The following is a 20,720-nucleotide window of genomic DNA, read 5'->3' as shown; positions in this document are numbered from 1 at the left end:
ACGACACGCACCAAATTCGGATTGTGCCCGGCCGCGGACCCGAACGGGGAAGCGGTCAAATGCGCACATGCGCTTGTCCAGGGAGGCGATCATGCCGAGCGGCACCGTCAAGTTCTTCAACACCCAGAAGGGTTATGGCTTCATCCAGCCGGCCGACGGCTCGAAGGATGTCTTCGTTCACATCTCCGACGTCGAGCGTTCGGGCCTCCACACCCTCGTCGAGGGCCAGAAGGTCGCGTTCGAAGTCGTCATGGAGCGTGGCAAGACCAAGGCCGCGAACCTGCGCGCCGAGTGATCGGAGCGAGCCCTTTCGGGTTCGGGTTTGAGCGAACGGGGCGTCCCTCACGGGGCGCCCCGTTTGCGTTTGCGGGCGGGCGCAGGGCGTCAGAGTATGGCGCGGGCGTCCCTCCTCGCGCCGCAGGCGTGGGGAGCGTGGCCTCGGCGAAGCCGAGGTCGGGTGGGGTCTTGGGCGTCGAGCGCGACGCCGCCCGCCGGCGCCTCGTCCTGCGCTCACCCCACCCGGCCGGGCTGCGCCCGTCCACCCTCCCCTTCCGGGGGAGGGATCGCCCGCGCTTGGCTCTCGCAAAGCGAGTGAGAACGAGCGGCGGCGCGGATGTGGCGAGCTATGCGCCGGGGCCTAGAGACGCCGCCCGCGCGCGCCAGCGCGCAAATCCCCTCGCCCGCAGGTCGCAGGCGGGGCAGGCGCCGCAGCCGTAGCCCCAGGCGTGGCGGGCGCCGCGCTCTCCGAGGTAGCAGGTGTGGCTGTCCTCGACGATCAGCTCGACCAGCCCCCCGCCGCCGAGGCCGTCCGCCAGCGTCCAGGTGTCGGCCTTGTCGAGCCACATCAGCGGCGTCTCCAGCACGAAGCGGCGCTCCATGCCGAGGTTGAGCGCCACCTGGAGCGCCTTGATCGTGTCGTCGCGACAGTCGGGGTAGCCGGAGAAGTCGGTCTCGCACATGCCGCCGACGATGCGGCGCAGCCCCCGCCGCCAGGCGAGCGCCGCGGCGAAGGTGAGGAAGACGAGGTTTCGGCCCGGCACGAAGGTGTTGGGCAGGCCGCCCGCCTCCGCCTCGATCGCGACGTCGCGGGTCAGCGCGGTGTCGGACAGCTCGCCAAGGACCGGCAGCGCGAGCGTGTGGTCCTCGCCCAGCCGCGCCGCCCAGTCCGGCTTCAGGCGCGCGAGCCCCTCGCGCAGCGCCGCGCGCTGGTCGAGCTCGACCCGGTGGCGCTGGCCGTAGTCGAAACCCAGCGTCTCGACACGCCCGAAACGGTCCAGCGCCCAGGCGAGGCAGGTGGTGGAGTCCTGCCCGCCGGAGAACAGCACGAGCGCGCCGTCGCCCGCGCCCGTCGCCTCGCCAGCCGCCTCGCCAGCCTCTTGGGCCGCGGTCATGCCCCGTCGTGCTCCGCCCAGCAGAACGGCGTCTCGAACACCTTTACCTGCGCGAGCTGCGGCAGATCCAGCTTCACCTTGTCCCAGATCCACAGCGCGATCAGCTCGGCCGTCGGATTCTCGAGCCCCTCGATCTCGTTCAGCGTGTGATGGTCGAGCCGCTTCAGCACCGGCCCGAACGCGGCCTCGACGTCGAAGAAGTCGACGACAAAGCCGGTCACGGGATCGATCGGCCCTTCGAGCGCCAGCTCCACCCGGTAGGAGTGGCCGTGCACGCGGTGGCAGCGGTGGGTCGGGGGCACGTTCGGCAGCCGATGGGCGGCCTCGAAGGTGAAGGCCTGAACGATCCTCATGAGGCGCCTTTCACGGAATGCCGATCATCTTGTGGGTCTGCAGGCTGAGGCGCCAGCGGGGGTGGGTCAGGCAGTAGGCGATGGCCGCCTGCACGTTCGCCGGCCCGTCGGGCCCGTCCATGGGCTGCAGGAAGAAATGCCGGAAGGCGAGCCCCAGGAACGTCTCCGGGTCGACGCCTGCCTGCGGGTAGACCAGCTTCAGCTCGTCGCCTCCGTCGAGCGCGAGGGGGGCGCCGGCCTTGGGGCTGACGCACAGCCAGTCGACGCCCGCGGGGCGGGCCTGGGTGCCGTTGGTCTCGACCGCGCACTCGAAGCCCCGCGCGCGGCAGGCCGCCGTCAGCGCCGCATCCAGCTGCAGCAGCGGCTCGCCCCCCGTGAACACCACGTAGCGGGGCCCCGGCGCCGCGCCCCAGGCGGCCTCGATCGCGGCGGCCAGGGCCTCGGCCCCTGCGAACTTGCCGCCGCCCTCGCCGTCGGTCCCGATGAAGTCCGTGTCGCAGAACTGGCAGACCGCCCGCGCGCGATCGGCCTCGCGGCCTGTCCACAGGTTGCAGCCGGCGAAGCGACAGAACACGGAGGCCCGGCCCGCCTGGGCGCCTTCGCCCTGCAGCGTCTTGAAGATTTCCTTGACCGAGTACGTCATCGTCTCTTCCGCGGGCCTAGCGCCTGAGCCGTCGCCCGTCCGAAGCGCGCCGCCGCAGGCGCCGATACGCCAATACGACCGCGGCCTCAAGGGCCGCCGCGCGATGGCCGCTCTGCGCCGCCCGATCACGCGCCGATTACGAAGTCGTGAACCAAACCGGGGCCCGACGGGCTATCGCTGCGACAAACTGGCATGCCATATTTTGCATACCAGCCATGCGTGACACGGCCGGAATCACCGGCTTATCCGCCGCTTCCCTCAGTCTCGTCCGAGAGGAGACCGAACTCCACACATTCCCTGCGACGCCGCGGCGCCAAGGTCGAAAAACGACCACGTCGCACAAGCGAGGGCGTCCACACGGCTTTCGGGCCGAACGACACACACCGAGGAAACGCCAAAATGGCACAGACTTCCGACCCGGCCCTCCGGCCGAACGTCTCTGAACGCACGCGCTGGATCCAGATCATCGTCGGCGTGGTCTGCATGGTCGCGACGGCGAACATCCAGTACGCCTGGACGCTCTTCGTCCCCGAAATCCAGTCGACCTACGGCTGGGACCGCGCCTCGATCCAGATCGCCTTCACCATCTTCGTGCTGGTGCAGACCTGGCTGACGCCGATCGAAGGCTACTTCATCGACAAGTACGGCCCGAAGGTGATGGTCGCGGTCGGCGCGGTTTGCATCGGCGCCGCCTGGATTCTGAACTCGCAGGCCACCACCCTGATGGGCTTCTACGTGGGCGCGGCCGTCGGCGGCATCGGCGTGGGCTGCATCTACGCCACCTGCATCAACAACGCGCTGAAGTGGTTCCCGGACCGCCGCGGCCTCGCGGTCGGCCTGACGGCCGGCGGCTACGGCGCCGGCTCGGCGGCCACCATCCTGCCGATCGCCGCCATGATCCAGTCCAGCGGCTTCCAGGAGACGTTCTTCTTCTTCGGCATCCTGCAGGGCTCGCTCGCCTTCATCGCGGCCTGGTTCCTGCGCTCGCCGACCAAGGAAGAGGTCAAGGTCTCGAACAAGCTGATCCAGACCCGCAAGGACTACACGCTCAAGGAAGCCCTGAACACGAAGCTGTTCTGGCTCATGTTCCTGATGTTCATCTGCGTCGTCACCGGCGGCATGATGGCGGTCGCCCAGCTCGGCGTCATCGCGCAGGACCTGGGCGTCAAGAACTACAGCGTCAACCTCTACTTCTTCACCATGGCCGCCCTGCCGCTCGCGCTGATGCTCGACCGCGTCATGAACGGCATCTCCCGTCCGCTGTTCGGCTGGATTTCGGACAACATCGGCCGAGAGAAGACGATGGTCATCGCCTTCACGCTCGAAGGCCTCGGCATCATCGCGCTCGGCTACTTCGGCTCGAACCCCTACGCCTTCCTGATCCTGTCCGGCGTCGTGTTCCTGGCCTGGGGCGAAGTGTACTCGCTGTTCTCGGCGCTCGCCGGCGACGCCTTCGGCACCAAGCACATCGGCAAGATTTACGGCGTGCTGTACTGCGCCAAGGGCATCGGCGCGCTGTTCGTCCCGGTCGGCAACCTGCTGATGGAATGGACCGGCACTTGGGCGACCGTGCTCTACACCGTCGCCGCGATGGACCTCTTCGCCGCCTTCCTCGCGATCGTCGCTCTCCGGCCCGTGCTCGCCGCCCACATCAAGCGCTCGGGAGTCGCCAATCCCGCGACGCTCGACGACGGCCCGACCAGCGCAGGCCAGCCCAAGCTCGCCGGCGCCTGACGCGCCGGCCCTAAGACCCCTGGCTTGGCCCTTTACCCCGGCCGGGCCCACCTTCGCAGGCTTGCGGGCGTCACAGCCCCAAGCCTGCGCTTTTCGTGGCGGGGACCGGCGCGGCCGGTCTCCGCCACAGTCGTTTTCTGGCGTCAGCTCACGCGGGTGAGCACCTGCGTCCGGCACACCAGCCCGCCCAGCACGCAGCCCTTGAGGCGCAGCGTGCCGTCGCCCGCGGGCGCCAGGCTACCGGCGTAGGTCTCGCCGTCGTCGGGGTTGTAGAACCTCCCCGCCCAGCCCTCGCCGGACGGCGCCATGCCCTGCAGCAGCGACAGCCCGATCACCGGCCGGTCGCGCTTGGCGCGGTCGGGGTTGCGCTTGTCGACCTTGGGGCGACCCTTTTTGTCGAGCGGCTTGCCCAGCCCGACGAGAGTGGCGCAGACGCCGTCGCCGCAGGAGGTGATCCGCACGGTCGCCTTGCCCTTGGGCAGGCTCCAGACGCCCTCCGGCACGGTCGCAGCGTGCGCGCCCGTCAGACCTGCGACGAGAAGGCTTGCGGCCAAAGCGGCTCGGATCATCGGACGGTCCTTTCGTCTTGCGTTCATCGGATCGAGATAAGCGACGCGATTGCGGCCGCAAGACGGAGCCACGGCGGTCATGGCGAGGAACCGGCTTTCGCGCTACGATCGCGACGCTCAAACAAGCTTCGGGGGAAGCGCGCATGCTATGGGGGCGGCTGGCTGCGGCCGGACTGGCGCTCGGGCTCGCGGGGTGCGGCGGCCTCGCCTACCGCGACGCGCCCGAGGGCGGCTCGTTCTCCGGCTCGCTGGTCGTGGTCTGGCTCGGCGAGGGAAGCGCCCCCGCCGGCGACGGCCGCTTCCTGTTCATGCCGGTCCCCAACAACGAGCTGACCTTCACGCGCGCCAACGGCGCCGTCATCCGGCCGGGCCTGATGTACACGGACGGCGGGTCAGTTCCGAAGTTCGCCCAGCTGTTCAAGGGGTTCGGCCCCTGGGGCTACGCGCCTGCCTACATGGTGCACGACTGGCTCTTCACCGCGAAGCACTGCGCGGTCGACGGGCGCGACGCGCCGGACGCGGATCTCGTCCGGACCATGAGCCTCGAGGAGAGCGCGCAGATCCTCGGCGAGGCGATCAAGGCGCTGATGCGCAAGCGCTACGTGGCGCCGGACGACCTCGCGGGGAGCACGATCACCTATGCGGTCGGCACGCCCGTCGCCCGCAAGCTGTGGGAGGAGCCGGGCCGGTGCGACGCCGACAAGGTGTCTGACGCCGACCGCCGCCGCGCGGAAGCGCTTCTCAACCAGGAGCAGGCGAAGGCGCTCGCCCGGCGCCGCGGGTTCGTCGCGCCCGGCGTCCCGCCGCGCGGCGGCGTGGTCGCGACCTTCAGCTTCTGACGCCGACGCCCCCGGCTGGGGCGCGCGTCGAGACCCGACAGCTGTGCAGGCGCACGCCTCGCTTGGCGCCTCCGCACGGAGGGCCGTGCAACCTTCCCGAGCGGACGACGTTTGTGGGGGGAACGATCGAGCGCGCCGCGCGGCCTCCGGAGCCCCAGGCTCCGGCGTCGCCCCGGCCGATGCGACCACGAACCGAAGGACCTCATATCATGAACAAGATCATCACCGCCGGCGCCGCCGCGCTTCTCATCGCCGCCGGCTCGAGCGTCGCCATGGCGCAGGGCGCGGGCGGCGGCGGAGGCGGCGCGGGCGCCGGCACCGTCGCGCAGCCGGGCGGCCCGGGCAATGCGGACCAGATGAAGGACAACTCCACCGGCATGACGCACGAGACCCCCTCGACGTCGGGCTCCACCGGCATGACCACGGGGACGCCCTCCGCGGCGACCGAGTCCTCCGACATCAAGGGCCAGCGCCCCTCCCCGGTCGAGGGCGGCGGCGGGGCCGGCGGCGGCGGCGGCCGCTGACACCCGACGCCTGTCCGAAACCGATCGAGCCCCGGCGCCGCGCGCCGGGGCTTTTTCGTGGGCGATGGGCGCCTCTCCCCCACATTGGTTAAAACAACGGCGGCCTGCAACTTTTTCGTGCGCCAGATGTTTATGAGTTGATCGACCGACGATCGCCTCCCGCGCCATGCGCCGCCCGCACATGTCAAATGACGCAGAAGCATCGTTGGTCGCACGCCGGGCTTTTTTCCCCGCACCGACTCAAGATCCTCCGCCGGTCGTCTTCCGATGGCTGGCGCCCGCGCGCCTCGCGCGCGCTCACACCAGCGCACAAGTGGGACACGTCATGACCAACGCCAAGATTGCCGCCGGCTTCGCCGCCCTTCTCATCGCCGCTTCCTCCACGGTCGCCATGGCCCAGGCCACGGGCACGGAGAACAACGCCACCTCCGGCTCGCGGCCCGGCGTCGGCCCGAATTCCGGCCCCGAGGTGAAGGGCCAGTCCGGCATGTCGGGCCAGACCGGAACGCCCGGCCCGGCGCCGATGAAGGACAACACGCCGACCTCGGGCGGCACCCAGGACAACAAGGCCGAAGGCCTGCGCGGCCACAGCGAGAAGCCGACGACCGGCTCGGGCAAGTAAGCGCCGCATCGGAACGGCGACGCCCGGGCCCTCTCGGCCGGGGCTTTCGCTTGGCTCGCTCACTCCTCCTCGTCGTACATCTTCCGCATGTTTTCGAGCCGGCGGCCGAGCTCCGCCCGCAGCGCGTCCAAATCGACCTCCGGCTCGCTCGCCCTCGCCGCGGCTTGGCCTTTCCGCGGCGCCGCGTCCGCCCGCCGCAGCTTCTCCACCTCGTTCAGGGCCTGGGCCAGCCGCCACAGCGTGCGCGCCGCGCGCTCGCTGTCGATCAGGTCGAGCGCCGCCCGCGCGGCCCGGACCTGCAGCCCCTCGAGCGCCGCGATCTGGGCGAGGATCGCGGCCTCCGCCCGCTCGGCGGAGGAGCGCTTGTCCTCCTCCCAGGCCCGGCCATAGGCCGCGATGTCGGGATCCGCGCTCTTCAGCGCCTCGCGCGCGATGGCGTCGCTCTCCTCCACCCGCAGCCGGCGCCGCCGCCAGCCCCAATCCTTCACCCGGCGGTAGAAGGTGTTGACGCCGAGCCCCATCAGCCGCGCGATGTCGGCGGGGCTGACGTCGGTCTCCTCATAAAGCGTGCGCGCCCGCTCGATCTCCTCGGCCGAATGCGCCCGAAACGCCGGCATGCCGCGCCCCTCCCCTCGCCCGCCGATCCCGAAGGCGGCCCCATCTCCGCGCCACTATATAGGATTTTCTTCTTAAAAACCAGCGTGCGGCGAAGTCTCCCGCCTCTTGCGGCGGCGCCCTGCAACTTTTTCGCACGTCACGTGTTGAGTTCGTAACCGATCCGACGGTGGCGGCGCCGGGTCGGAGCGCATCTCGCGCGTTCCAGGGCAACGCCGCCAAAATCCTTCGTCGTATCACCCTAACGCCGTCCGCTGCGGAAGTGCAGCGTCTCGCGTCCGCCGCGCCACTGCTTGAGCGCGGCGCGTGGTGACGCCCATCGTCTAGCGGACACACAGACAGATCTTTCAGGAGACGTTCATGACCCGCACCAACGCTTTCACCGCCGGCGCCGCCGCCCTGCTTTTCGCCGCCTCGTCGGGCCTCGCCATGGCGCAGACCGCCGGCACGCCCAACGCCGACGCGTCCACGCAGCCGAGCGCGCCGAACTCCAGCATGCAGACCAAGGGCTCGGTCGGCGGCGGCGCGGAGACGTCAGGCGCTTCGGGCGCGACCTCCGGCTCCATGGGCTCGACCTCGGGCGCCACGGAGACGAAGCCGAGCACCGGCGCCGCCACCGACAAGACCATGCCGAGCGACCACGGCCCGGCCAGCGGCGCCGGCCGCTAAGCCTCCACGGCCTTCGTATGTCCGAACCCCCCCTCTCTCCCCTTGCGGGAGAGGGTTGGGGTGAGGGGTCGTCTGGGCCGCCCTGTCGCCCCGAGGACGTTCCGGACGCCCCCCTATCCGCCCGGCGGCGAACGCCGCCGCCCACCTTCTCCCGCAAGGGGAAAAGAGGTTCCCGCGGCTCGCGCCCCTCCGAGCCAACCCGTCGTCCTCCGGCTCGACCGGAGGACCCGCCTTCAGCGTCGCGCTCCGCGTCGGACAGGAATGGTCCGGTCAAGCCGGACCATGACCGCGGCGAGCGAGGCGGCGCCGCGCGCGACGCCGGGGCCCCCCTCCCCGTCATGCCCGGCGCAGCCGGGCATCCACGACTGTCGTCGTCATAGGCGCCGCTCGACGCCCAAGTCGTGGAACCCCGCGCGAAGGCGCGGGCATGACGTCGCGCTTTTGCGGAACGACCGGCGCAGGCCCGCCACTTCTCGCAAAACAGCGACGCCGCGCCCCCTCTCCCCTTGCGGGAGAGGGCTGGGGTGAGGGGTCGTCTGGGACGCCCTCCCCACCGCCAAGGACGGCCCGGACGACCCCTCATCCGGCCGGTGGCGAACGCCGCCCACCTTCTCCCGCACAGGGAGAAGGGACGCCTGCGGCTCGCGTCCGTTGGGCCGCCCTCCCCGTCGTCCTCCGGCTCGACCGGAGGACCCACCTTCGGCGTCGGGCTCCGCGTTTGACTTGGATGGTCCGGGCAAGCCGGACCATGACGGCGGCGAGCTAGGAGGCGCGCGACGCGACGTTGGGCCCCCTCTCCGTCATGCACGGCGCAGCCGGGCATCCGTCCAGCGCGGCCCTGCGTCGACACTAAGAATCTTTACGTTGAGTTCGGCGCCGCGAGCGCTACCCTCGCGCCAACATGTCGAGTCCTATGATCAAAAGACACTCGTCACCGTTAGCGGCTAGCGCGCGCCTCGCGCCGGTGCTCGGCGTCGGCAGCTATTCGCCCGCTGAGGCAAGCCGGTTGATCCGCATGCCGGCGGCGACCGTGCGGCGCTGGCTGGGCGGCTATAGCTACAATGAAGACGGTGAGCGTCGGGAGGTGGCGCCCCTCTGGGCGCCGCAGTTGCCGGCAATCGACGATCGCCTTGAACTCGGCTTTCGCGACCTCATCGAGCTTCGGTTCGTGCATTCGCTGACGATGCTTGGCCTCGGCCTGAACACGATTCGTCAGTGCTTCGCTTACGCCGCCGAATGTGTCGGCGACGCGCGTCCGTTCTCGACAAACCGGTTCCGGACCGATGGCCGCTCCATCTTCCTCGACACGATCAGGAACGCGGGAGCCGACGAGTTGCTCGACCTGCGCAAGCGCCAGTATGTGATTAAGGACGTGGTCGAGCAGTCTTTCAAAGATCTCGACTTCGAAGGGGACGCGGTCGCTCGCTGGCGCCCCTTCGACGGGAAGCGATCGATCGTGATTGATCCGAACCGTTCTTTCGGACAGCCGATCGCCGAGCGCTATGGCGTCACCACGACGGTCCTTGCGGCTGCTGCGGAGGCTGAAGGCTCGATCGAACGGGCTGCCTGGGCGTACGAGCTGCCGGCGTCGATCGTCCGGGACGCCGTTCTCTTCGAACAACAACTCGGGGCCGCTTGAAGGTCCTGATCGACGAGCAGCTTCCCCCTCGCCTCGCGAAGGCCATGGATGGCCTTTTGGCGCCCGACCACCGCTTCATCCACGCCCGCGATCATTTCGGCCGCAAGGGCGTGACGGACCTCGAGTGGATTACGCAGCTAAGCGCCGAGGGCGGATGGATCGTCATTTCGGGCGACCGGCGCATCCGGAAGAACCGGAACGAGGCGCAGGCTTTCCGTAACTCCACGATGATCGCCTTCTTCCTGTCCGCCGGACTCGAAAAGGCGCCGCTGCTGAAGAAAGCCGAGCGGCTGATCGCGCTGTGGCCGTCGATCGAGGCGACGGCTGGTGCGGTCGCAGGCGGCGCGATGTTCGAGCTGCCGATGACCAGCCTCAGGGTGCGTGCGCTATGAGAACACGCTGCCTGCTTTGAGCTACAGAGGGACGTCCAATATGGATGATCTGGTGCTATGATGGCGCAAGGAGGCAAAATAGCACACGCCGCATAATGCGAGCTCGTTCCTCCAAGGGCGCTCGTGCCTGAAGATCGCTCCAGCCCTCTTTTAAGGCATCCTGGTAAATGATGTAAAAATTGGAAATATCAATAGGCATTGCCACTGAGCCATGAATGATATTCTCAGCTATGCCCATGCTAAAATTGATTTACTTATAGTATATAGATGATTTTTGGTACCAAAACATATGATGGATTTATTTACAGGTCGGAATCCCGTATTCCTATAAATTTTGACGTCTGTATTAAAGATGATTTAACCATTAAAATTTCCGATGTAACGGTACCGCTCGTCGCATACATCGCCCTAGATGGTGGAAATCAAGTCCCTGGCTCGAAGGTTGAAAGATTACGGCTAGAAGGGACATCCCCTGATGGTTATTACTTTACATCTGATTATGTGACAATCCGTGGATCTAAAATCGGAACACCAGATAGCTCTATTCAAGTAGAGGCACATAAAGCGACGCTGTGCTACAGTCACGAAAGTGGCACGGATTTGCCTGTAATGCGTCTATGGCTAGTCGGATTACGGTCCTTTCCCAATATCCCAGTTTCTACACCGCTCGGGGAACTTTCGATTTTTGGAAGCTCTGACTCCGTAACACCAGCTACCGCAATTGGATGCATAGAGATTATCGGAAACATAATATCAGATGCATGGCTTAGAGATTGCGATAATTTCCTAACCTTTATTCACAAATGCATTGAATTTGGACACGGCAGTCGCCTTCATTGCACAGCGAGAGAAGTGACGTCTCCGAGTAAACTGGAAATTACATTTTATTCTGGAAAAAAATTTCCTCGGTCACTTCCTGTTATTCACCCTATGAATCAACAACCATTCATCGATAAGATTTCTTCTCGATACTTCGTTGACCGCCCATTTCCAGAACCACTTTGGACGGCGATTAGCTGGCTTCAGAACGAGTCAACTTTCCTAGAAGGAACATATCTTGCATCAATGACCGCGCTCGAATCCCTTTGCGATAGCCTATCTCCTCGTCCAAAGACAAAAATAATCCAAGAGGAACTATTTCTCGAAATAAAGAAAAATTTCACTGACTCGTTGCTATCTTACGGCCTGAATAAAGATCAAAAAAATGCACTTCGAGAAAGGATAAACAACCTCAACTCGAGATCATTGGTGTTAAAAATATCGGCGCTTCGTGATTATTATGGATTGTCAAAATCTCTTTTTAATCATGAAAAAATTGTGTCGTCCATTAGAATCCGCAATAAAATTGTCCACTTAGGCACCAACGCAGAAAAAATGGATCTTTGGGACCACTATATCTTTATCAGAGAGATGATATGTCAAATTGTTATGTGTGAGCTCGACTATTCCGGACCATATGAGAAATACGAAGGAGGTTACAGCTCAAATCAATTTATGGACAAGCGCAGCCACGATGAAATGGGGTAGACCAGCCATCATCTTACCCCCGCTTCGCCCCCTTCGGCCACTTCGCCGGCCAGCTAACCATCCTCTCCATCAGCTCCCACTCCGAGACGCCCGTCTCGGAGGCCACGCGGCCGCGCACCGAGACCCCCGCCGTCACCACCGTCTCCGGATCGCCGGAGACCAGGGGGTGCCACCAGGACAAGTCCTTGCCTTCGTCGATCAGGCGGTAGGCGCAGGTGGGGGGGAGCCAGCCGATGTCCTCGACCACCGCAGGCGTCAGGCGGACGCAGTCGGGCACGTGGGCCTGGCGGTTGGGGTAGTCGGAGCAGCGGCAGGTTCCGAGGTCGAACAGGCGGCAGGCGACGTCGGTGTAGGCGATGCGGTCGGTGTCCTCGTCCTGCAGCTTGAGCAGGCAGCAGCGGCCGCAGCCGTCGCACAGGCTCTCCCACTCCGGCGCCGACATCTCGGCCAGCGTCTTCACCCTCCAGAAGGGCGGTTCGGCTAGGCTTCCGGGTGCGGCCACGGGGGGTATGTCCTTCTGGGCGGAGAGCGGCGACGCTTCGGCTCTTGCGCTCGGGGCGGCGTCGGGTCAAGTCATTCCGGGGCCGGAACGACGCTGGATTGGGAGAGGCATTCGGTGTTCGGGTTCGGCGCGCGGCCTAAGACGCTCGACACGAAACGACGCCTGCTGGCGCTCGATTCGTGGCTCGACCACACCTTCTGGACCATCGGGCCCGCGCTCTCGCGCTGGTGGGACGGGGTGTGCGCGGCGTTCGACGCCTTCCGCGTGCGCGGCTGGCGGCGTTGGACGGTCGAGATCCTGTGCGAGGGGCTGACGCTCGGGACCGCGGGCGCGCTCGTCATGCTGGCGCTCGCGCTGCCGGCGTTCCGCGAGACCGGGCCGGACTGGCTGAGCCGGGCCGACCTCTCCGTCACCTTCCTCGACCGGCACGGCTCCGAGATCGGCAAGCGCGGGGTGATGCAGAACGACGGCATCCCTTTGAGCGAGTACCCCGACCACCTGATCAAGGCGGCGCTCGCGACCGAGGATCGGCGGTTCTACACCCACTTCGGCATCGACGTGGCGGGCACGGCGCGGGCGCTCGTCCAGAACGCGCGGGCGAACGGCGTGGTGCAGGGCGGCTCGTCGATCACGCAGCAGCTCGCGAAGAACGTGTTCCTCACCAACGAGCGCACGCTGGAGCGCAAGATCAAGGAGGCCTTTCTCGCGTTCTGGCTCGAGTTCCACCTCTCGAAGGACGAGATTCTGAAGCTCTACCTCGACCGGGCCTACATGGGCGGCGGGGCCTTCGGGGTGGACGCGGCGGCGCATTTCTACTTCGGCAAGAGCGCGCGCGACGTGGACCTCGCCGAGAGCGCGATGCTGGCGGGCCTGTTCAAGGCGCCGACGAAGTATGCGCCGCACGTCAACCTGGCGGCGGCCCGGGCGAGGGCTGCGACCGTGCTCGACAATCTGGTCGACGCCGGGTTCATGACCGAGGGGCAGGTGCAGCCGGCCCGGTTCCAGCCGGCGACGCCGAAGCCGACCGCGGTGGTCTCGAGCCCGGACTATTTCCTCGACTGGGCCTATGGCGAGATCCGGGGGATGGCGGACGCAGGCGCCTTCAAGGGGCAGCGGGTGCTGAGGGTCCGCACCGCGCTCGACCCCGCGCTGCAGCGCCACGCCGAAGAGGTGGTCGAGCGCATGCTCAGGCAGTACGGCGATCCGTACCGCGTCGACCAGGCTGCGGCGGTGATCCTGGAGCCGGAGGGTGGGGTGCGGGCCATGGTGGGCGGGAGGGATTACGGCCAGAGCCAGTTCAACCGCGCGGTCGACGCGCTCAGGCAGCCGGGCTCGTCGTTCAAGACCTATGTGTATGCGACCGCCTTCGCCTCGGGGAAGTTCAGCCCGGACAGCGTGGTGTCGGACGCCGCGATCTGCGTCGGCAACTGGTGCCCGCGCAACTACGGCCGCCGGTTCGCCGGCAAAGTCCCCCTCCTCACCGCCTTCGCCAAAAGTATTAATACGATACCGGTCCGGCTCGCGCTCGCGGTGGGGCAGAAGAACGTCATCGACATGGCCCATCGCATGGGGCTGAGGTCGAAGCTCGACGTGGGGCGGGCGCTGGCGCTCGGCGTCGAGGAGGTTACGCTGCTTGACCACACCTCGGCCTATGGGACGCTGGCGAACGGCGGCCGCCGCGCGCCGCCGTTCGCAGCGCTCGAGGTCGACGACTCCAAAGGCGCGGCGATCTGGCGGCGCGAGCGGGACGCCAAGCCTTTGCAGCAGGTCCTCGGCTATCCCGTCGTGGCGCAGATGAACCGCATGATGCTGGCCGTGGTCGAGAACGGCACCGGCGGCCGGGCCCGGCTCGACGGCGTCCAGGCCGGCGGCAAGACAGGCACCTCGCAGTCCTATCGGGACGCCTGGTTCATCGGTTTCACCGGGTCGCTGGTCGGGGGCGTCTGGTTCGGCAACGACGATTTCACGACGACGAAGGACATGACCGGCGGCTCCCTGCCGGCCATGACCTGGAAAGAGATCATGGCCTACGCCCACCAGGGCGTCGCGCCGAAGGCGATCCCGGGGGTCGCCCTTCCCGGCGCGTCGAAGCCTGCGGTCGCCCAGGCCGCGCCCGAGGACGGCGCCGACACGCGGCCCGTCGGCGCGCGCAATCTGTCGGACGGGGCGGCGAAGGTGCTGCAGGCCCTGATCGCCGACGTCGCGGCGGCGCGCCCCGCGGCCGGCCCGCGGGCGGAGCTCGCACCGCCGTTCTTCGCCGGGGCCGAACCCTCGACGACCGCGCGCTAAGGTCGGCCGCCCCGGATGCGCCTCACCCTCCTCGTCATGATCGTCTTCGCGGTCGCCGCGGTGCTCGGCCTCGGCGCGACGCTGCGCACGGTCACCCACGGCCTGCCGTTCGGCGGCCTGACCATCGGGCCGTGGCGGGCGGATCCCGACATCGGCGGCCTCGGCGCGGACCCCTATCTGCGGGCGGGCGTCGCGCGCCGCGGCGAGGCGCCGCTTGCCTATGGCGACGGCGTGGAGTTCGAGGCGCGGACGGACGACGCCGGCCGCGCCCTGGACGCGGCCTGCGACTACACGCTGGAGGGCGACCTCCCCGCCGCCCGGCTCTGGACGCTCGCGCCTTTCTCGCCAGAAGGCCGCAGGCTCGAGACCGCGCTCGGCCGACAGGGCACGTCGAGCGCCGAAACGGTCCGCCTGGTCGGCCGGCCGATCGTGGTCGAGCTCTCTCAGACCGCGAAGGCCGGCGACTGGATCCAGCTTCCTGTGAAAGGCGGCTTCGCGCTGCGGCTCGCGCTCTACGACACCGCGCTCGGCACGCCGCTCGCCCGCCGAACGCCGCCGCAACTGTTGTCGGTCAAACGGGGCGCCTGCCGATGATGCGCCTGTTCCACGCCGTGGTGGTCGGCCTGTTCCTCGCCGGCGTCGTGCATGTTGGGTCGCTGCTCGCGGTCCCGTCGCTCGCGCCGCGCGGGCCCTATGACCGGCTGGCGGCGCTTCCGGCTGACGGACGCTTCGTGGCCCTGCCGGACGACGGGGCGAACGCGGACCTGCTCGCCTTCTCCGACCCCTTTTTCGTGGTGGCCGCCTGCCGCTACGATCTCGCCGAGGGCCCGGTGACGGTGCGCGCCGCCCTGCCCTCGACCTATGGCGCGGTCGCGATCCACGAACGGCGCGGCGCGCCGTTCTATGCGCTCACCGACAAGGCGGCGACCAACGGGACGGTCGAGGTGGTGATCCTGCGCGAGAACGACGTCGCGGCGGCCGAGGAAGACGAGACCGCGCAGGCGCGGCCTTCGATCCGGATCGTCTCGCCGACCGACGCCGGCTTCGTGCTGGTGCGGCTGTTCGCGCAAGCGCCCAGTGCGCGCCCAGCGCTCAAGGCGCTCGCCGAAAGCGCGACATGCGGTCGGTCGACGCCCCCGCCGTCTACCCCTTGAACACGCCGCGCGGCTTGCCGATCGGCCGCAGCGAAGCGAGCACGCGTTCGAGGATCGACAGCGAAGCCTCGACCGACACCGCGGCGGGATCGGGCGTCTCCAGCACCAGCCGGTCCAACGCGTAGCGATAGGTGACCACGCGCTCGTCGAACGACAGCCGCACCCAGGCGATGAGCAGGCCGTTCTCGTCGATCCGGGCGTCGACGTTGGCCCGCTCGTCGGGACGCAGCTCCGGCACGCGAGCGGCGGCGCGGTCGCGCGCACGATCGCCCACGGCGACGCGGGCGGCCGAGGCGAAGAACGGCTCGATCCGCGAGATGTCGGCGTCGATGTCCGCTTGCAGGCGGGCGTAGCGCGCGCCGCTGGAGCGATACGGCGTGGCGATGAGCGTCCGGACATAGGACTCCTTCGCCACACGCACGCGGTGGACGGGGAGCACGCGGGTGCGCGCGAGCTCCACAAGCGTGCGCTCCAACGCCTGCTCGGGGAGCGGCGGCATCACCACGCCCCAGGCGAGATTGCGCAGCTCGATCTCGTCGTCGGTCAGCCGGTAGCCCGAGACCGGCTCTCCACGCCCCCGCGCCGCGACTGCGCCCGCGGCGGGCAGCAACGCGTCGTTGATGACGTTTGGAGAGAGCCGGCCGAAATCGCCCGTCTGGGCGCAGGCGCCGAGAGCAGCCGCCGACAGCGCGAGGCCGATCGTCCGCGCTCCGGACGTCCGAAGCGCGGCGGCGATCACGAAGCAGGCTGGCCGATGTCTATGGCGGGCGCCCGCCCGACGGCCGAGGCCGACCCGACGTCGACCCGGCGCTCGTAGCGGACGCCGGTGAAAAACAGGATCTCGGCGCCGGCGGTTGGCCCCGGACGGCGGTGAGTGACTGAGGATCGCGACGACTGCCGCGGCTGAGACTGAAATGCGAGCACGAGGCCCATAGGGACGCTCCCTGCCAAGAGGGGGTTCGGTTCGATCGCGGCCTAGAGGCGGACCGGCCGTCCGCAGGCCTTCTGTCCTCATTCAGCGATCCCTGTGGTTAACGAGTTGTTACCGCCGCGCGGCTACGGACGCCGTCGATGCGAGGGTGTTGCTGCGAGACCACAACTTCCGGCTTTACCGGGCGATCGCGCGGTGTGCCGGGACGGGACGGTTAACGCAGCGCTAACCATGTCCGCCCTAGGTTCCGGAGGAGACAGCCGGCCCCTTCCTTGGCCGCGCCCCCCACCGGACGGATGCGATGAGCGACGACCTGCTGCCCATCGAAACGCTCGAACGCCTGTCCCGGCAGGAGGGCGTCGACGTTCGGCCGACTTTGGTCCGCGTGCTGACGGACCTCTACGTGCAGAAGGCGCACCACGCGCCCGAGGAGATCGCGCGCTACGAAGAGCTCGCGCTGCAGCTGCTCGACGTGGTGGACGCCGAAACCCGGACCATAGTGGCCCGTAAGCTCGCAGAGGACGAGCGGGCGCCGGCGAGCCTGATCGCGCGGCTGCTCGACGACGCCCCCGAGGTCGCGGCCCCCATCATCGCGCGGTTCCCGCGCGTTCCCCGCACGCTTCTGCTCAGCCTCGCGCTCGACGGAGGCGTGCTGGAGGCCTGCGCCGTGGCGCGACGGCCCGACGTCGACGCAGACATGGTGCGGCTGCTCGCGCACCACCCCGACGACCTTGTGCTGGAGACGCTCGTGGCGAACCCCGCCGCGACGCCGTCCGACGCCACCCTCGCCGCGCTCGTGGCGCGAGGCCTCGGCGCGCCGGCGCTGGCCGCAGCGCTGCTGCGCCGGGAGGACTACGATCAGGCCGCCCTCGCGCCGCTCTACCTCATAGCCAATCCCGAACAGCGGGCCGGCATCCGCGCCGCGCTCGCCGAACGGCCCAGCCGCCCACCCCTCGGCGTGCGCAGCCTCCGCACGAGCGATCTGGTCGACGCCGCCATCCTCGAAGCGGCCGCACAGAGCGGCAGCCGCCGGCTCGTGGCCGAAGCGATCGCGGACGCTCTCGGCCTCACGCCCGCCGTCGCCGCGCAGATGACCGCGGAGCCGAGCGGCGAACCCTTCGTTCTCATGCTGCGGGCGGTCGGTCTCGATCGCGACGCGATCGCTCGCGCGCTGCTCGTCGCCCAGCCCGAGATCGCGCAATCCGTCCCCCGGTTCTTCGATCTGGTGGAGATCGCCGACGCCACGCCGCGCGCCGCCGCAGCGGAGCTCGTGGCGGCTCTTACGGGCGTCGACACCGCGACCGCCGCCCCTCGTCACGAGCCGATGTTCGATCCGTCCGGTACGCCCGAGCGCGCCGGACAGGCCCGCTCGGCGCCGCGCCTCCGCCGGCCTGCCATTGCGCGCAGCAAGGAATCGGGTCGCTCGCGCTGAGCGACTCGCTCAGAGGCCGTCGTTGAGAAAAGCCCGGCCGTCCCGGTCCTCGACGGCGATGATCCACACGTCCGAATCGAAGCGCATCTCGCGGGCGAGGCGCTCCTCGATGGCCAAGCCATCGACGCCCTCCGCAACCCGTTCGAACGTCCGCGCGCGGGCGTTCTCCACCTCGGCCTGGGGCGCCGGCGCATAGAGATCGTTGCGCCCGTCCAGACGGTCGATCACGAGGAAGATCGCGCCCGCCTCAGGCGAGCCGCGCCGGCGCACCAGCGCATAGGCCCCGGCCAGATGGCAGCGCCTGACATAGGCCGCGACCCAGAAGTCGGAGGTGAGCCGGGCGCTCATGTCGACGCCTCTTCGTGCGCGCTCACTCCAGCGGCGCGCCGAACACGGCCTGAAGCTGGCGCAGCGTCTGGGGGTTCGGCTCGCCGGTCACCGGCAGCTTCCGGTCGCGCTCGAACTCCTGCAGCGCATTGCGGGTGGCGGCGCCCATTTTGCCGTCGCTGGCGACCGGTCCGTAACCAAGCTTGGACAGCGCCCGCTGCACCGCCATCATCTTCGGCCCGGCGACGCTGGTGGAGCCCGTGACGGTGGGCGACGGCGAAGGCGCGGGGACGGGCGTCCGCAGCGCGGCCGAAGGCTTCGTCGCGGCCGCCGGAGCCGGCTGCGGCGTCGGCTTCGCCGGCGCGATCAGCAAGGCCGCGAGCACGCGGTCGTTCGGCTCGCCGTGGATCGGCAGGTCTGCGCCCCGCTCGAACGACGCGATCGCCGCCGCGGTGCGCGCGCCTATCAGGCCGTCGACCGGACCGTCGTAGTCGCCGCGTGCGCGCAGGGCCTCCTGGATCTGCGCGACCAGTTCGCTGCGCTGCAGGGTCGGCCGCGCCGGCGCCGCGGCTGGCGTTACGGCGGGGTGCTCGCCGAAGAACGGCGCGGGGTGCCGGCCCTCCTGCAGCAACAGCGCGTTGACCAGAATGGTGGCGACGCCCGCCGCCGCGACGAGCCCCGCGAGGACGTCGACCGGACGGCGGCGGACAAGTTCGGCGATCCCGCCGCGGACGGGGCGGTCGCCGAAGCTGTCGTGGGCGTCGAAGGAGCGTGCGGAGGGCTTAGGCACTCTGTCTCATCTCCTGTGCGTCGAGCGAGGCGCGGCCGCCTCGCGGCGCGGAGGCCGCGCCAAGCGGCAGATGGACGCTGACCCGTGTGCCGCGATCGACCACACTTTCGATCGCCAGCCGGCCGCCGTGAAGCTCGACGAGGCCCCGCACGACCGACAGGCCGAGACCCGAGCCCTCGTGCGGACGGTCCAGCGCGCCGCTCGCCTGGAAGAACGCTTCGCCCAGGCGGTCGATGTGCTCGGGCGCGATGCCGCAGCCGGTGTCGCGCACGGCGAGGGTGAACACGCGTCCGCTGGCTTGGGCCTCGAGCGTCACGGCGCCGCCGCGGGGGGTGAACTTGATGGCGTTGGAGAGCAGGTTCAGCGCCATCTGGGTCAGCGCGCGCGGGTCCGCCACCACGGGCGGCAGTCCGGGCGCCACCTCCGTGGCGAGCCGCACCCCGGCCGCCTCCGCTTTCAGCGCCACCATACCAAGGCAATGCTCGACGACAGGCCCGACCTCGCAGGGCTCCGGGAACACCGCGAAGCAGCCGGTCTCGATCTTCGACATGTCGAGGATGCCGTTGACCACGTCGAGCAGGTGAAGGCCGGATTGATGGATGAGCGCGGCGTAATCCGACCGGCGCGCTGGTTCCAAGCGGCAGAGGCGCTCGTCGGTAAGAATTTCGGAAAAGCCGATGATGGCGTTGAGCGGCGTGCGCAGCTCGTGGCTCATGGTCGCGAGAAAGCGGGTCTTGGCGAGGCTCGCGCGGTCCGCGTCCTGCCGCGCGGCGAGCAACGCCTCCTCGTGCGCCTTCCGGTCGGACACGTCGCGGAAGGCCGCGAGCACGGGCGCGTCGATCAGGTCCGCCGGCGCCGGGCGCGCGCGCATCTCGAGCCACACGAAGGACTCCGGGCCTTGAGCGTCTTCGCCGGACGCGGCGCGGCGGGCGCGGATCTCGAGGGTCGTCTCGGCGCCCCGCGCCGCCGCCGCGAGCGCGTGCAGAAACGCGGGGCGGTCGCCAATGTGAATACGATCGAACAGGCCTCGCCCGACGAGCTCGCGCGGGGCGACGCCGAGCAGGCCCGCCGCGGCGGGAGACGCGGAGGTCACCGCGCCGTCCGGCGCGTGGCGGGTCACGAGGTCGCTGACGGCGCCGGCGAAGAGATCGAACCGCGCCCGGCCGGCGCGGCTCAGGGCGTCGCCCTCGCCGACGCTTTCCGCCGCCCGGAGCGCGAGCGCGAGCGCGCAGACGCTCGCCCCGAACACGCCGAGCGCCGTCAGGACGGGGCCCACGGGCTCGGCCGCCGGCGTCAGCCCGCCGACGTCGAGACCGAACAGCAGCGCCACCGCTCCCGCGGCCGCCGCGATGGCGACGCCCACGGCGCGGCGGGAGCCCGACAGTCCGGCCTCAAGCGGCGCGAGGACGAGCCAGGGCAAAGCGATCGACGCGAGCCCTCCCGTCGACAGGGACACGGCGACCACCAGGACGACGATCGAGAGGGCGGACAGCGTGTGGGCCCGCACCAGATCGCCGGTGCGGGAGAGGTTGAGCGCGATCAGGATGGGCGCGAGCAGCCAGCAGAACGCCGCGAGCTCCAGGGGCGACGCGGCATGGCCGGACGCGAGCAGGCCGGGCAACGCCGCGAACGGCGCGACCCCGCCGAGGAGGTGCGACAGCAGGAAGGCGCGGTGCCGGGCGGACGCAAGCGCATCGTCGGCGACGGAGGGGTGAACCCAACCGGCGACGTGCTCCAGGACCGCTTTCATGGCGCCGATGTGTCGCAAAGACTCGTAC

23 protein-coding genes are annotated in these 20,720 nt (G+C 68.9%); 13 read left to right on the top strand and 10 right to left on the bottom strand.

Features of this window, described 5'->3' with window-relative positions:
- Positions 1-91: 91 nt before the first annotated feature.
- Entirely contained in the window at positions 92-295 is a 204-nt protein-coding gene (locus K244_RS0101515; protein WP_020184475.1) for a cold-shock protein, read from the top strand.
- Positions 296-623: 328 nt separating this feature from the next.
- On the opposite strand, the gene queC is transcribed toward K244_RS0101515, so the two are convergent.
- From queC to queE, 3 genes are read right to left on the bottom strand one after another with little or no spacing between them, the layout of a single operon-like run.
- Positions 624-1,391, bottom strand: coding sequence for a 7-cyano-7-deazaguanine synthase QueC (queC, locus tag K244_RS0101510; RefSeq protein WP_020184474.1), 768 nt, complete (start codon positions 1,389-1,391; stop codon positions 624-626).
- Entirely contained in the window at positions 1,388-1,744 is a 357-nt protein-coding gene (gene queD / locus K244_RS0101505; protein WP_020184473.1) for a 6-carboxytetrahydropterin synthase QueD, read from the bottom strand. The genes queC and queD overlap by 4 nt, the downstream gene beginning before the upstream one ends.
- A gap of 10 nt (positions 1,745-1,754) precedes the next feature.
- Positions 1,755-2,387 (bottom strand): 7-carboxy-7-deazaguanine synthase, encoded by a 633-nt coding sequence (queE, locus tag K244_RS0101500; RefSeq protein WP_020184472.1) that lies wholly within the window; start codon positions 2,385-2,387, stop codon positions 1,755-1,757.
- 399 nt (positions 2,388-2,786) lie between these two features.
- Between queE and oxlT the strand changes: the two genes are divergently transcribed.
- Positions 2,787-4,121 carry an oxalate/formate MFS antiporter gene (gene oxlT, locus K244_RS0101495; RefSeq protein WP_020184471.1) on the top strand — a complete coding sequence of 445 codons (1,335 nt, stop codon included), beginning with the start codon at positions 2,787-2,789 and terminating at the stop codon, positions 4,119-4,121.
- Between the two features lie 143 nt (positions 4,122-4,264).
- Here oxlT and K244_RS0101490 read toward each other — a convergent pair whose 3' ends face one another.
- Entirely contained in the window at positions 4,265-4,690 is a 426-nt protein-coding gene (locus K244_RS0101490; protein ID WP_024816251.1) for a DUF2147 domain-containing protein, read from the bottom strand.
- 143 nt (positions 4,691-4,833) lie between these two features.
- On the opposite strand from K244_RS0101490, the gene K244_RS21265 reads away from it, so the two are divergent.
- From K244_RS21265 to K244_RS21260, 3 genes are all read left to right on the top strand, one after another.
- Positions 4,834-5,529 carry a hypothetical protein gene (locus K244_RS21265; RefSeq protein ID WP_020184469.1) on the top strand — a complete coding sequence of 232 codons (696 nt, stop codon included), beginning with the start codon at positions 4,834-4,836 and terminating at the stop codon, positions 5,527-5,529.
- A 209-nt stretch (positions 5,530-5,738) separates the two neighbouring features.
- Entirely contained in the window at positions 5,739-6,053 is a 315-nt protein-coding gene (locus K244_RS0101480) for a hypothetical protein (protein WP_020184468.1), read from the top strand.
- A 325-nt stretch (positions 6,054-6,378) separates the two neighbouring features.
- Positions 6,379-6,675: a hypothetical protein gene (locus K244_RS21260; protein ID WP_020184467.1), complete on the top strand. Its 297-nt coding sequence runs from the start codon at positions 6,379-6,381 to the stop codon at positions 6,673-6,675.
- A 59-nt stretch (positions 6,676-6,734) separates the two neighbouring features.
- Here K244_RS21260 and K244_RS0101470 read toward each other — a convergent pair whose 3' ends face one another.
- Complete coding sequence (locus K244_RS0101470; protein WP_020184466.1) at positions 6,735-7,292, bottom strand: hypothetical protein; 558 nt, start codon at positions 7,290-7,292, stop codon at positions 6,735-6,737.
- Positions 7,293-7,650: 358 nt separating this feature from the next.
- Between K244_RS0101470 and K244_RS0101465 the strand changes: the two genes are divergently transcribed.
- The 4 genes from K244_RS0101465 to K244_RS23320 all read left to right on the top strand — a co-directional run bounded on the left by K244_RS0101465 (position 7,651) and on the right by K244_RS23320 (position 11,517).
- A complete protein-coding gene (locus K244_RS0101465; RefSeq protein WP_020184465.1) occupies positions 7,651-7,959 on the top strand; it encodes a hypothetical protein in 309 nt (102 codons plus the stop codon).
- Positions 7,960-8,872: 913 nt separating this feature from the next.
- On the top strand, positions 8,873-9,598 hold the full coding sequence (locus tag K244_RS0101460) for a hypothetical protein (RefSeq protein WP_036305372.1): 726 nt from the start codon (positions 8,873-8,875) through the stop codon (positions 9,596-9,598).
- On the top strand, positions 9,595-9,990 hold the full coding sequence (locus tag K244_RS0101455) for a hypothetical protein (RefSeq protein ID WP_020184463.1): 396 nt from the start codon (positions 9,595-9,597) through the stop codon (positions 9,988-9,990). Before K244_RS0101460 ends, K244_RS0101455 begins: the two co-directional genes overlap by 4 nt.
- Before the next feature lie 267 nt (positions 9,991-10,257).
- A complete protein-coding gene (locus K244_RS23320) occupies positions 10,258-11,517 on the top strand; it encodes a hypothetical protein (RefSeq protein ID WP_155931490.1) in 1,260 nt (419 codons plus the stop codon).
- 13 nt (positions 11,518-11,530) lie between these two features.
- On the opposite strand, the gene K244_RS0101450 is transcribed toward K244_RS23320, so the two are convergent.
- Complete coding sequence (locus K244_RS0101450) at positions 11,531-12,028, bottom strand: YcgN family cysteine cluster protein (RefSeq protein ID WP_081761399.1); 498 nt, start codon at positions 12,026-12,028, stop codon at positions 11,531-11,533.
- Positions 12,029-12,133: 105 nt separating this feature from the next.
- Here K244_RS0101450 and K244_RS0101445 point away from each other — a divergent pair, with 105 nt between their 5' ends.
- The 3 genes from K244_RS0101445 to K244_RS0101435 are packed head-to-tail and all read left to right on the top strand — an operon-like array spanning position 12,134 to position 15,462.
- Positions 12,134-14,308, top strand: a complete 2,175-nt coding sequence (locus K244_RS0101445; protein ID WP_020184461.1) for a transglycosylase domain-containing protein — start codon at positions 12,134-12,136, stop codon at positions 14,306-14,308.
- A 15-nt stretch (positions 14,309-14,323) separates the two neighbouring features.
- On the top strand, positions 14,324-14,902 hold the full coding sequence (locus K244_RS0101440; protein ID WP_020184460.1) for a DUF1214 domain-containing protein: 579 nt from the start codon (positions 14,324-14,326) through the stop codon (positions 14,900-14,902).
- The gene (locus K244_RS0101435) at positions 14,899-15,462 is read left to right on the top strand and encodes a DUF1254 domain-containing protein (RefSeq protein ID WP_020184459.1); all 564 of its coding nucleotides are present in this window, start codon (positions 14,899-14,901) and stop codon (positions 15,460-15,462) included. The genes K244_RS0101440 and K244_RS0101435 overlap by 4 nt, the downstream gene beginning before the upstream one ends.
- On the opposite strand, the gene K244_RS21255 is transcribed toward K244_RS0101435, so the two are convergent.
- Entirely contained in the window at positions 15,452-16,201 is a 750-nt protein-coding gene (locus tag K244_RS21255) for a hypothetical protein (RefSeq protein WP_020184458.1), read from the bottom strand. The genes K244_RS0101435 and K244_RS21255 overlap by 11 nt on opposite strands.
- Before the next feature lie 493 nt (positions 16,202-16,694).
- Between K244_RS21255 and K244_RS0101420 the strand changes: the two genes are divergently transcribed.
- Positions 16,695-17,825: a DUF2336 domain-containing protein gene (locus tag K244_RS0101420; protein WP_020184456.1), complete on the top strand. Its 1,131-nt coding sequence runs from the start codon at positions 16,695-16,697 to the stop codon at positions 17,823-17,825.
- Between the two features lie 9 nt (positions 17,826-17,834).
- On the opposite strand, the gene K244_RS0101415 is transcribed toward K244_RS0101420, so the two are convergent.
- The 3 genes from K244_RS0101415 to K244_RS0101405 are packed head-to-tail and all read right to left on the bottom strand — an operon-like array spanning position 17,835 to position 20,692.
- The gene (locus tag K244_RS0101415) at positions 17,835-18,173 is read right to left on the bottom strand and encodes a DUF1491 family protein (protein ID WP_020184455.1); all 339 of its coding nucleotides are present in this window, start codon (positions 18,171-18,173) and stop codon (positions 17,835-17,837) included.
- Between the two features lie 22 nt (positions 18,174-18,195).
- Positions 18,196-18,942 carry a peptidoglycan-binding domain-containing protein gene (locus K244_RS0101410; RefSeq protein WP_020184454.1) on the bottom strand — a complete coding sequence of 249 codons (747 nt, stop codon included), beginning with the start codon at positions 18,940-18,942 and terminating at the stop codon, positions 18,196-18,198.
- The gene (locus tag K244_RS0101405) at positions 18,935-20,692 is read right to left on the bottom strand and encodes a PAS domain-containing sensor histidine kinase (RefSeq protein ID WP_020184453.1); all 1,758 of its coding nucleotides are present in this window, start codon (positions 20,690-20,692) and stop codon (positions 18,935-18,937) included. The genes K244_RS0101410 and K244_RS0101405 overlap by 8 nt, the downstream gene beginning before the upstream one ends.
- Between the last annotated feature and the right edge of the window lie 28 nt (positions 20,693-20,720).

It is taken from the genome of Methylopila sp. 73B (assembly GCF_000526315.1).
Lineage (GTDB): Bacteria > Pseudomonadota > Alphaproteobacteria > Rhizobiales > Methylopilaceae > Methylopila.
This window is presented reverse-complemented; position numbering and strand designations above follow the sequence as displayed.

What these genes read in the sequence shown, in the direction of transcription:
- K244_RS0101515 (WP_020184475.1), top strand. Translation starts at nt 92, where the DNA reads ATGCCGAGCGGCACCGTCAAGTTCTTCAACACCCAGAAGGGTTATGGC.
- queC (WP_020184474.1), bottom strand. Translation starts at nt 1,391, where the DNA reads ATGACCGCGGCCCAAGAGGCTGGCGAGGCGGCTGGCGAGGCGACGGGC.
- queD (WP_020184473.1), bottom strand. Translation starts at nt 1,744, where the DNA reads ATGAGGATCGTTCAGGCCTTCACCTTCGAGGCCGCCCATCGGCTGCCG.
- queE (WP_020184472.1), bottom strand. Translation starts at nt 2,387, where the DNA reads ATGACGTACTCGGTCAAGGAAATCTTCAAGACGCTGCAGGGCGAAGGC.
- oxlT (WP_020184471.1), top strand. Translation starts at nt 2,787, where the DNA reads ATGGCACAGACTTCCGACCCGGCCCTCCGGCCGAACGTCTCTGAACGC.
- K244_RS0101490 (WP_024816251.1), bottom strand. Translation starts at nt 4,690, where the DNA reads ATGATCCGAGCCGCTTTGGCCGCAAGCCTTCTCGTCGCAGGTCTGACG.
- K244_RS21265 (WP_020184469.1), top strand. Translation starts at nt 4,834, where the DNA reads ATGCTATGGGGGCGGCTGGCTGCGGCCGGACTGGCGCTCGGGCTCGCG.
- K244_RS0101480 (WP_020184468.1), top strand. Translation starts at nt 5,739, where the DNA reads ATGAACAAGATCATCACCGCCGGCGCCGCCGCGCTTCTCATCGCCGCC.
- K244_RS21260 (WP_020184467.1), top strand. Translation starts at nt 6,379, where the DNA reads ATGACCAACGCCAAGATTGCCGCCGGCTTCGCCGCCCTTCTCATCGCC.
- K244_RS0101470 (WP_020184466.1), bottom strand. Translation starts at nt 7,292, where the DNA reads ATGCCGGCGTTTCGGGCGCATTCGGCCGAGGAGATCGAGCGGGCGCGC.
- K244_RS0101465 (WP_020184465.1), top strand. Translation starts at nt 7,651, where the DNA reads ATGACCCGCACCAACGCTTTCACCGCCGGCGCCGCCGCCCTGCTTTTC.
- K244_RS0101460 (WP_036305372.1), top strand. Translation starts at nt 8,873, where the DNA reads ATGATCAAAAGACACTCGTCACCGTTAGCGGCTAGCGCGCGCCTCGCG.
- K244_RS23320 (WP_155931490.1), top strand. Translation starts at nt 10,258, where the DNA reads ATGATTTTTGGTACCAAAACATATGATGGATTTATTTACAGGTCGGAA.
- K244_RS0101440 (WP_020184460.1), top strand. Translation starts at nt 14,324, where the DNA reads ATGCGCCTCACCCTCCTCGTCATGATCGTCTTCGCGGTCGCCGCGGTG.
- K244_RS0101435 (WP_020184459.1), top strand. Translation starts at nt 14,899, where the DNA reads ATGATGCGCCTGTTCCACGCCGTGGTGGTCGGCCTGTTCCTCGCCGGC.
- K244_RS0101420 (WP_020184456.1), top strand. Translation starts at nt 16,695, where the DNA reads ATGAGCGACGACCTGCTGCCCATCGAAACGCTCGAACGCCTGTCCCGG.
- K244_RS0101415 (WP_020184455.1), bottom strand. Translation starts at nt 18,173, where the DNA reads ATGAGCGCCCGGCTCACCTCCGACTTCTGGGTCGCGGCCTATGTCAGG.
- K244_RS0101405 (WP_020184453.1), bottom strand. Translation starts at nt 20,692, where the DNA reads ATGAAAGCGGTCCTGGAGCACGTCGCCGGTTGGGTTCACCCCTCCGTC.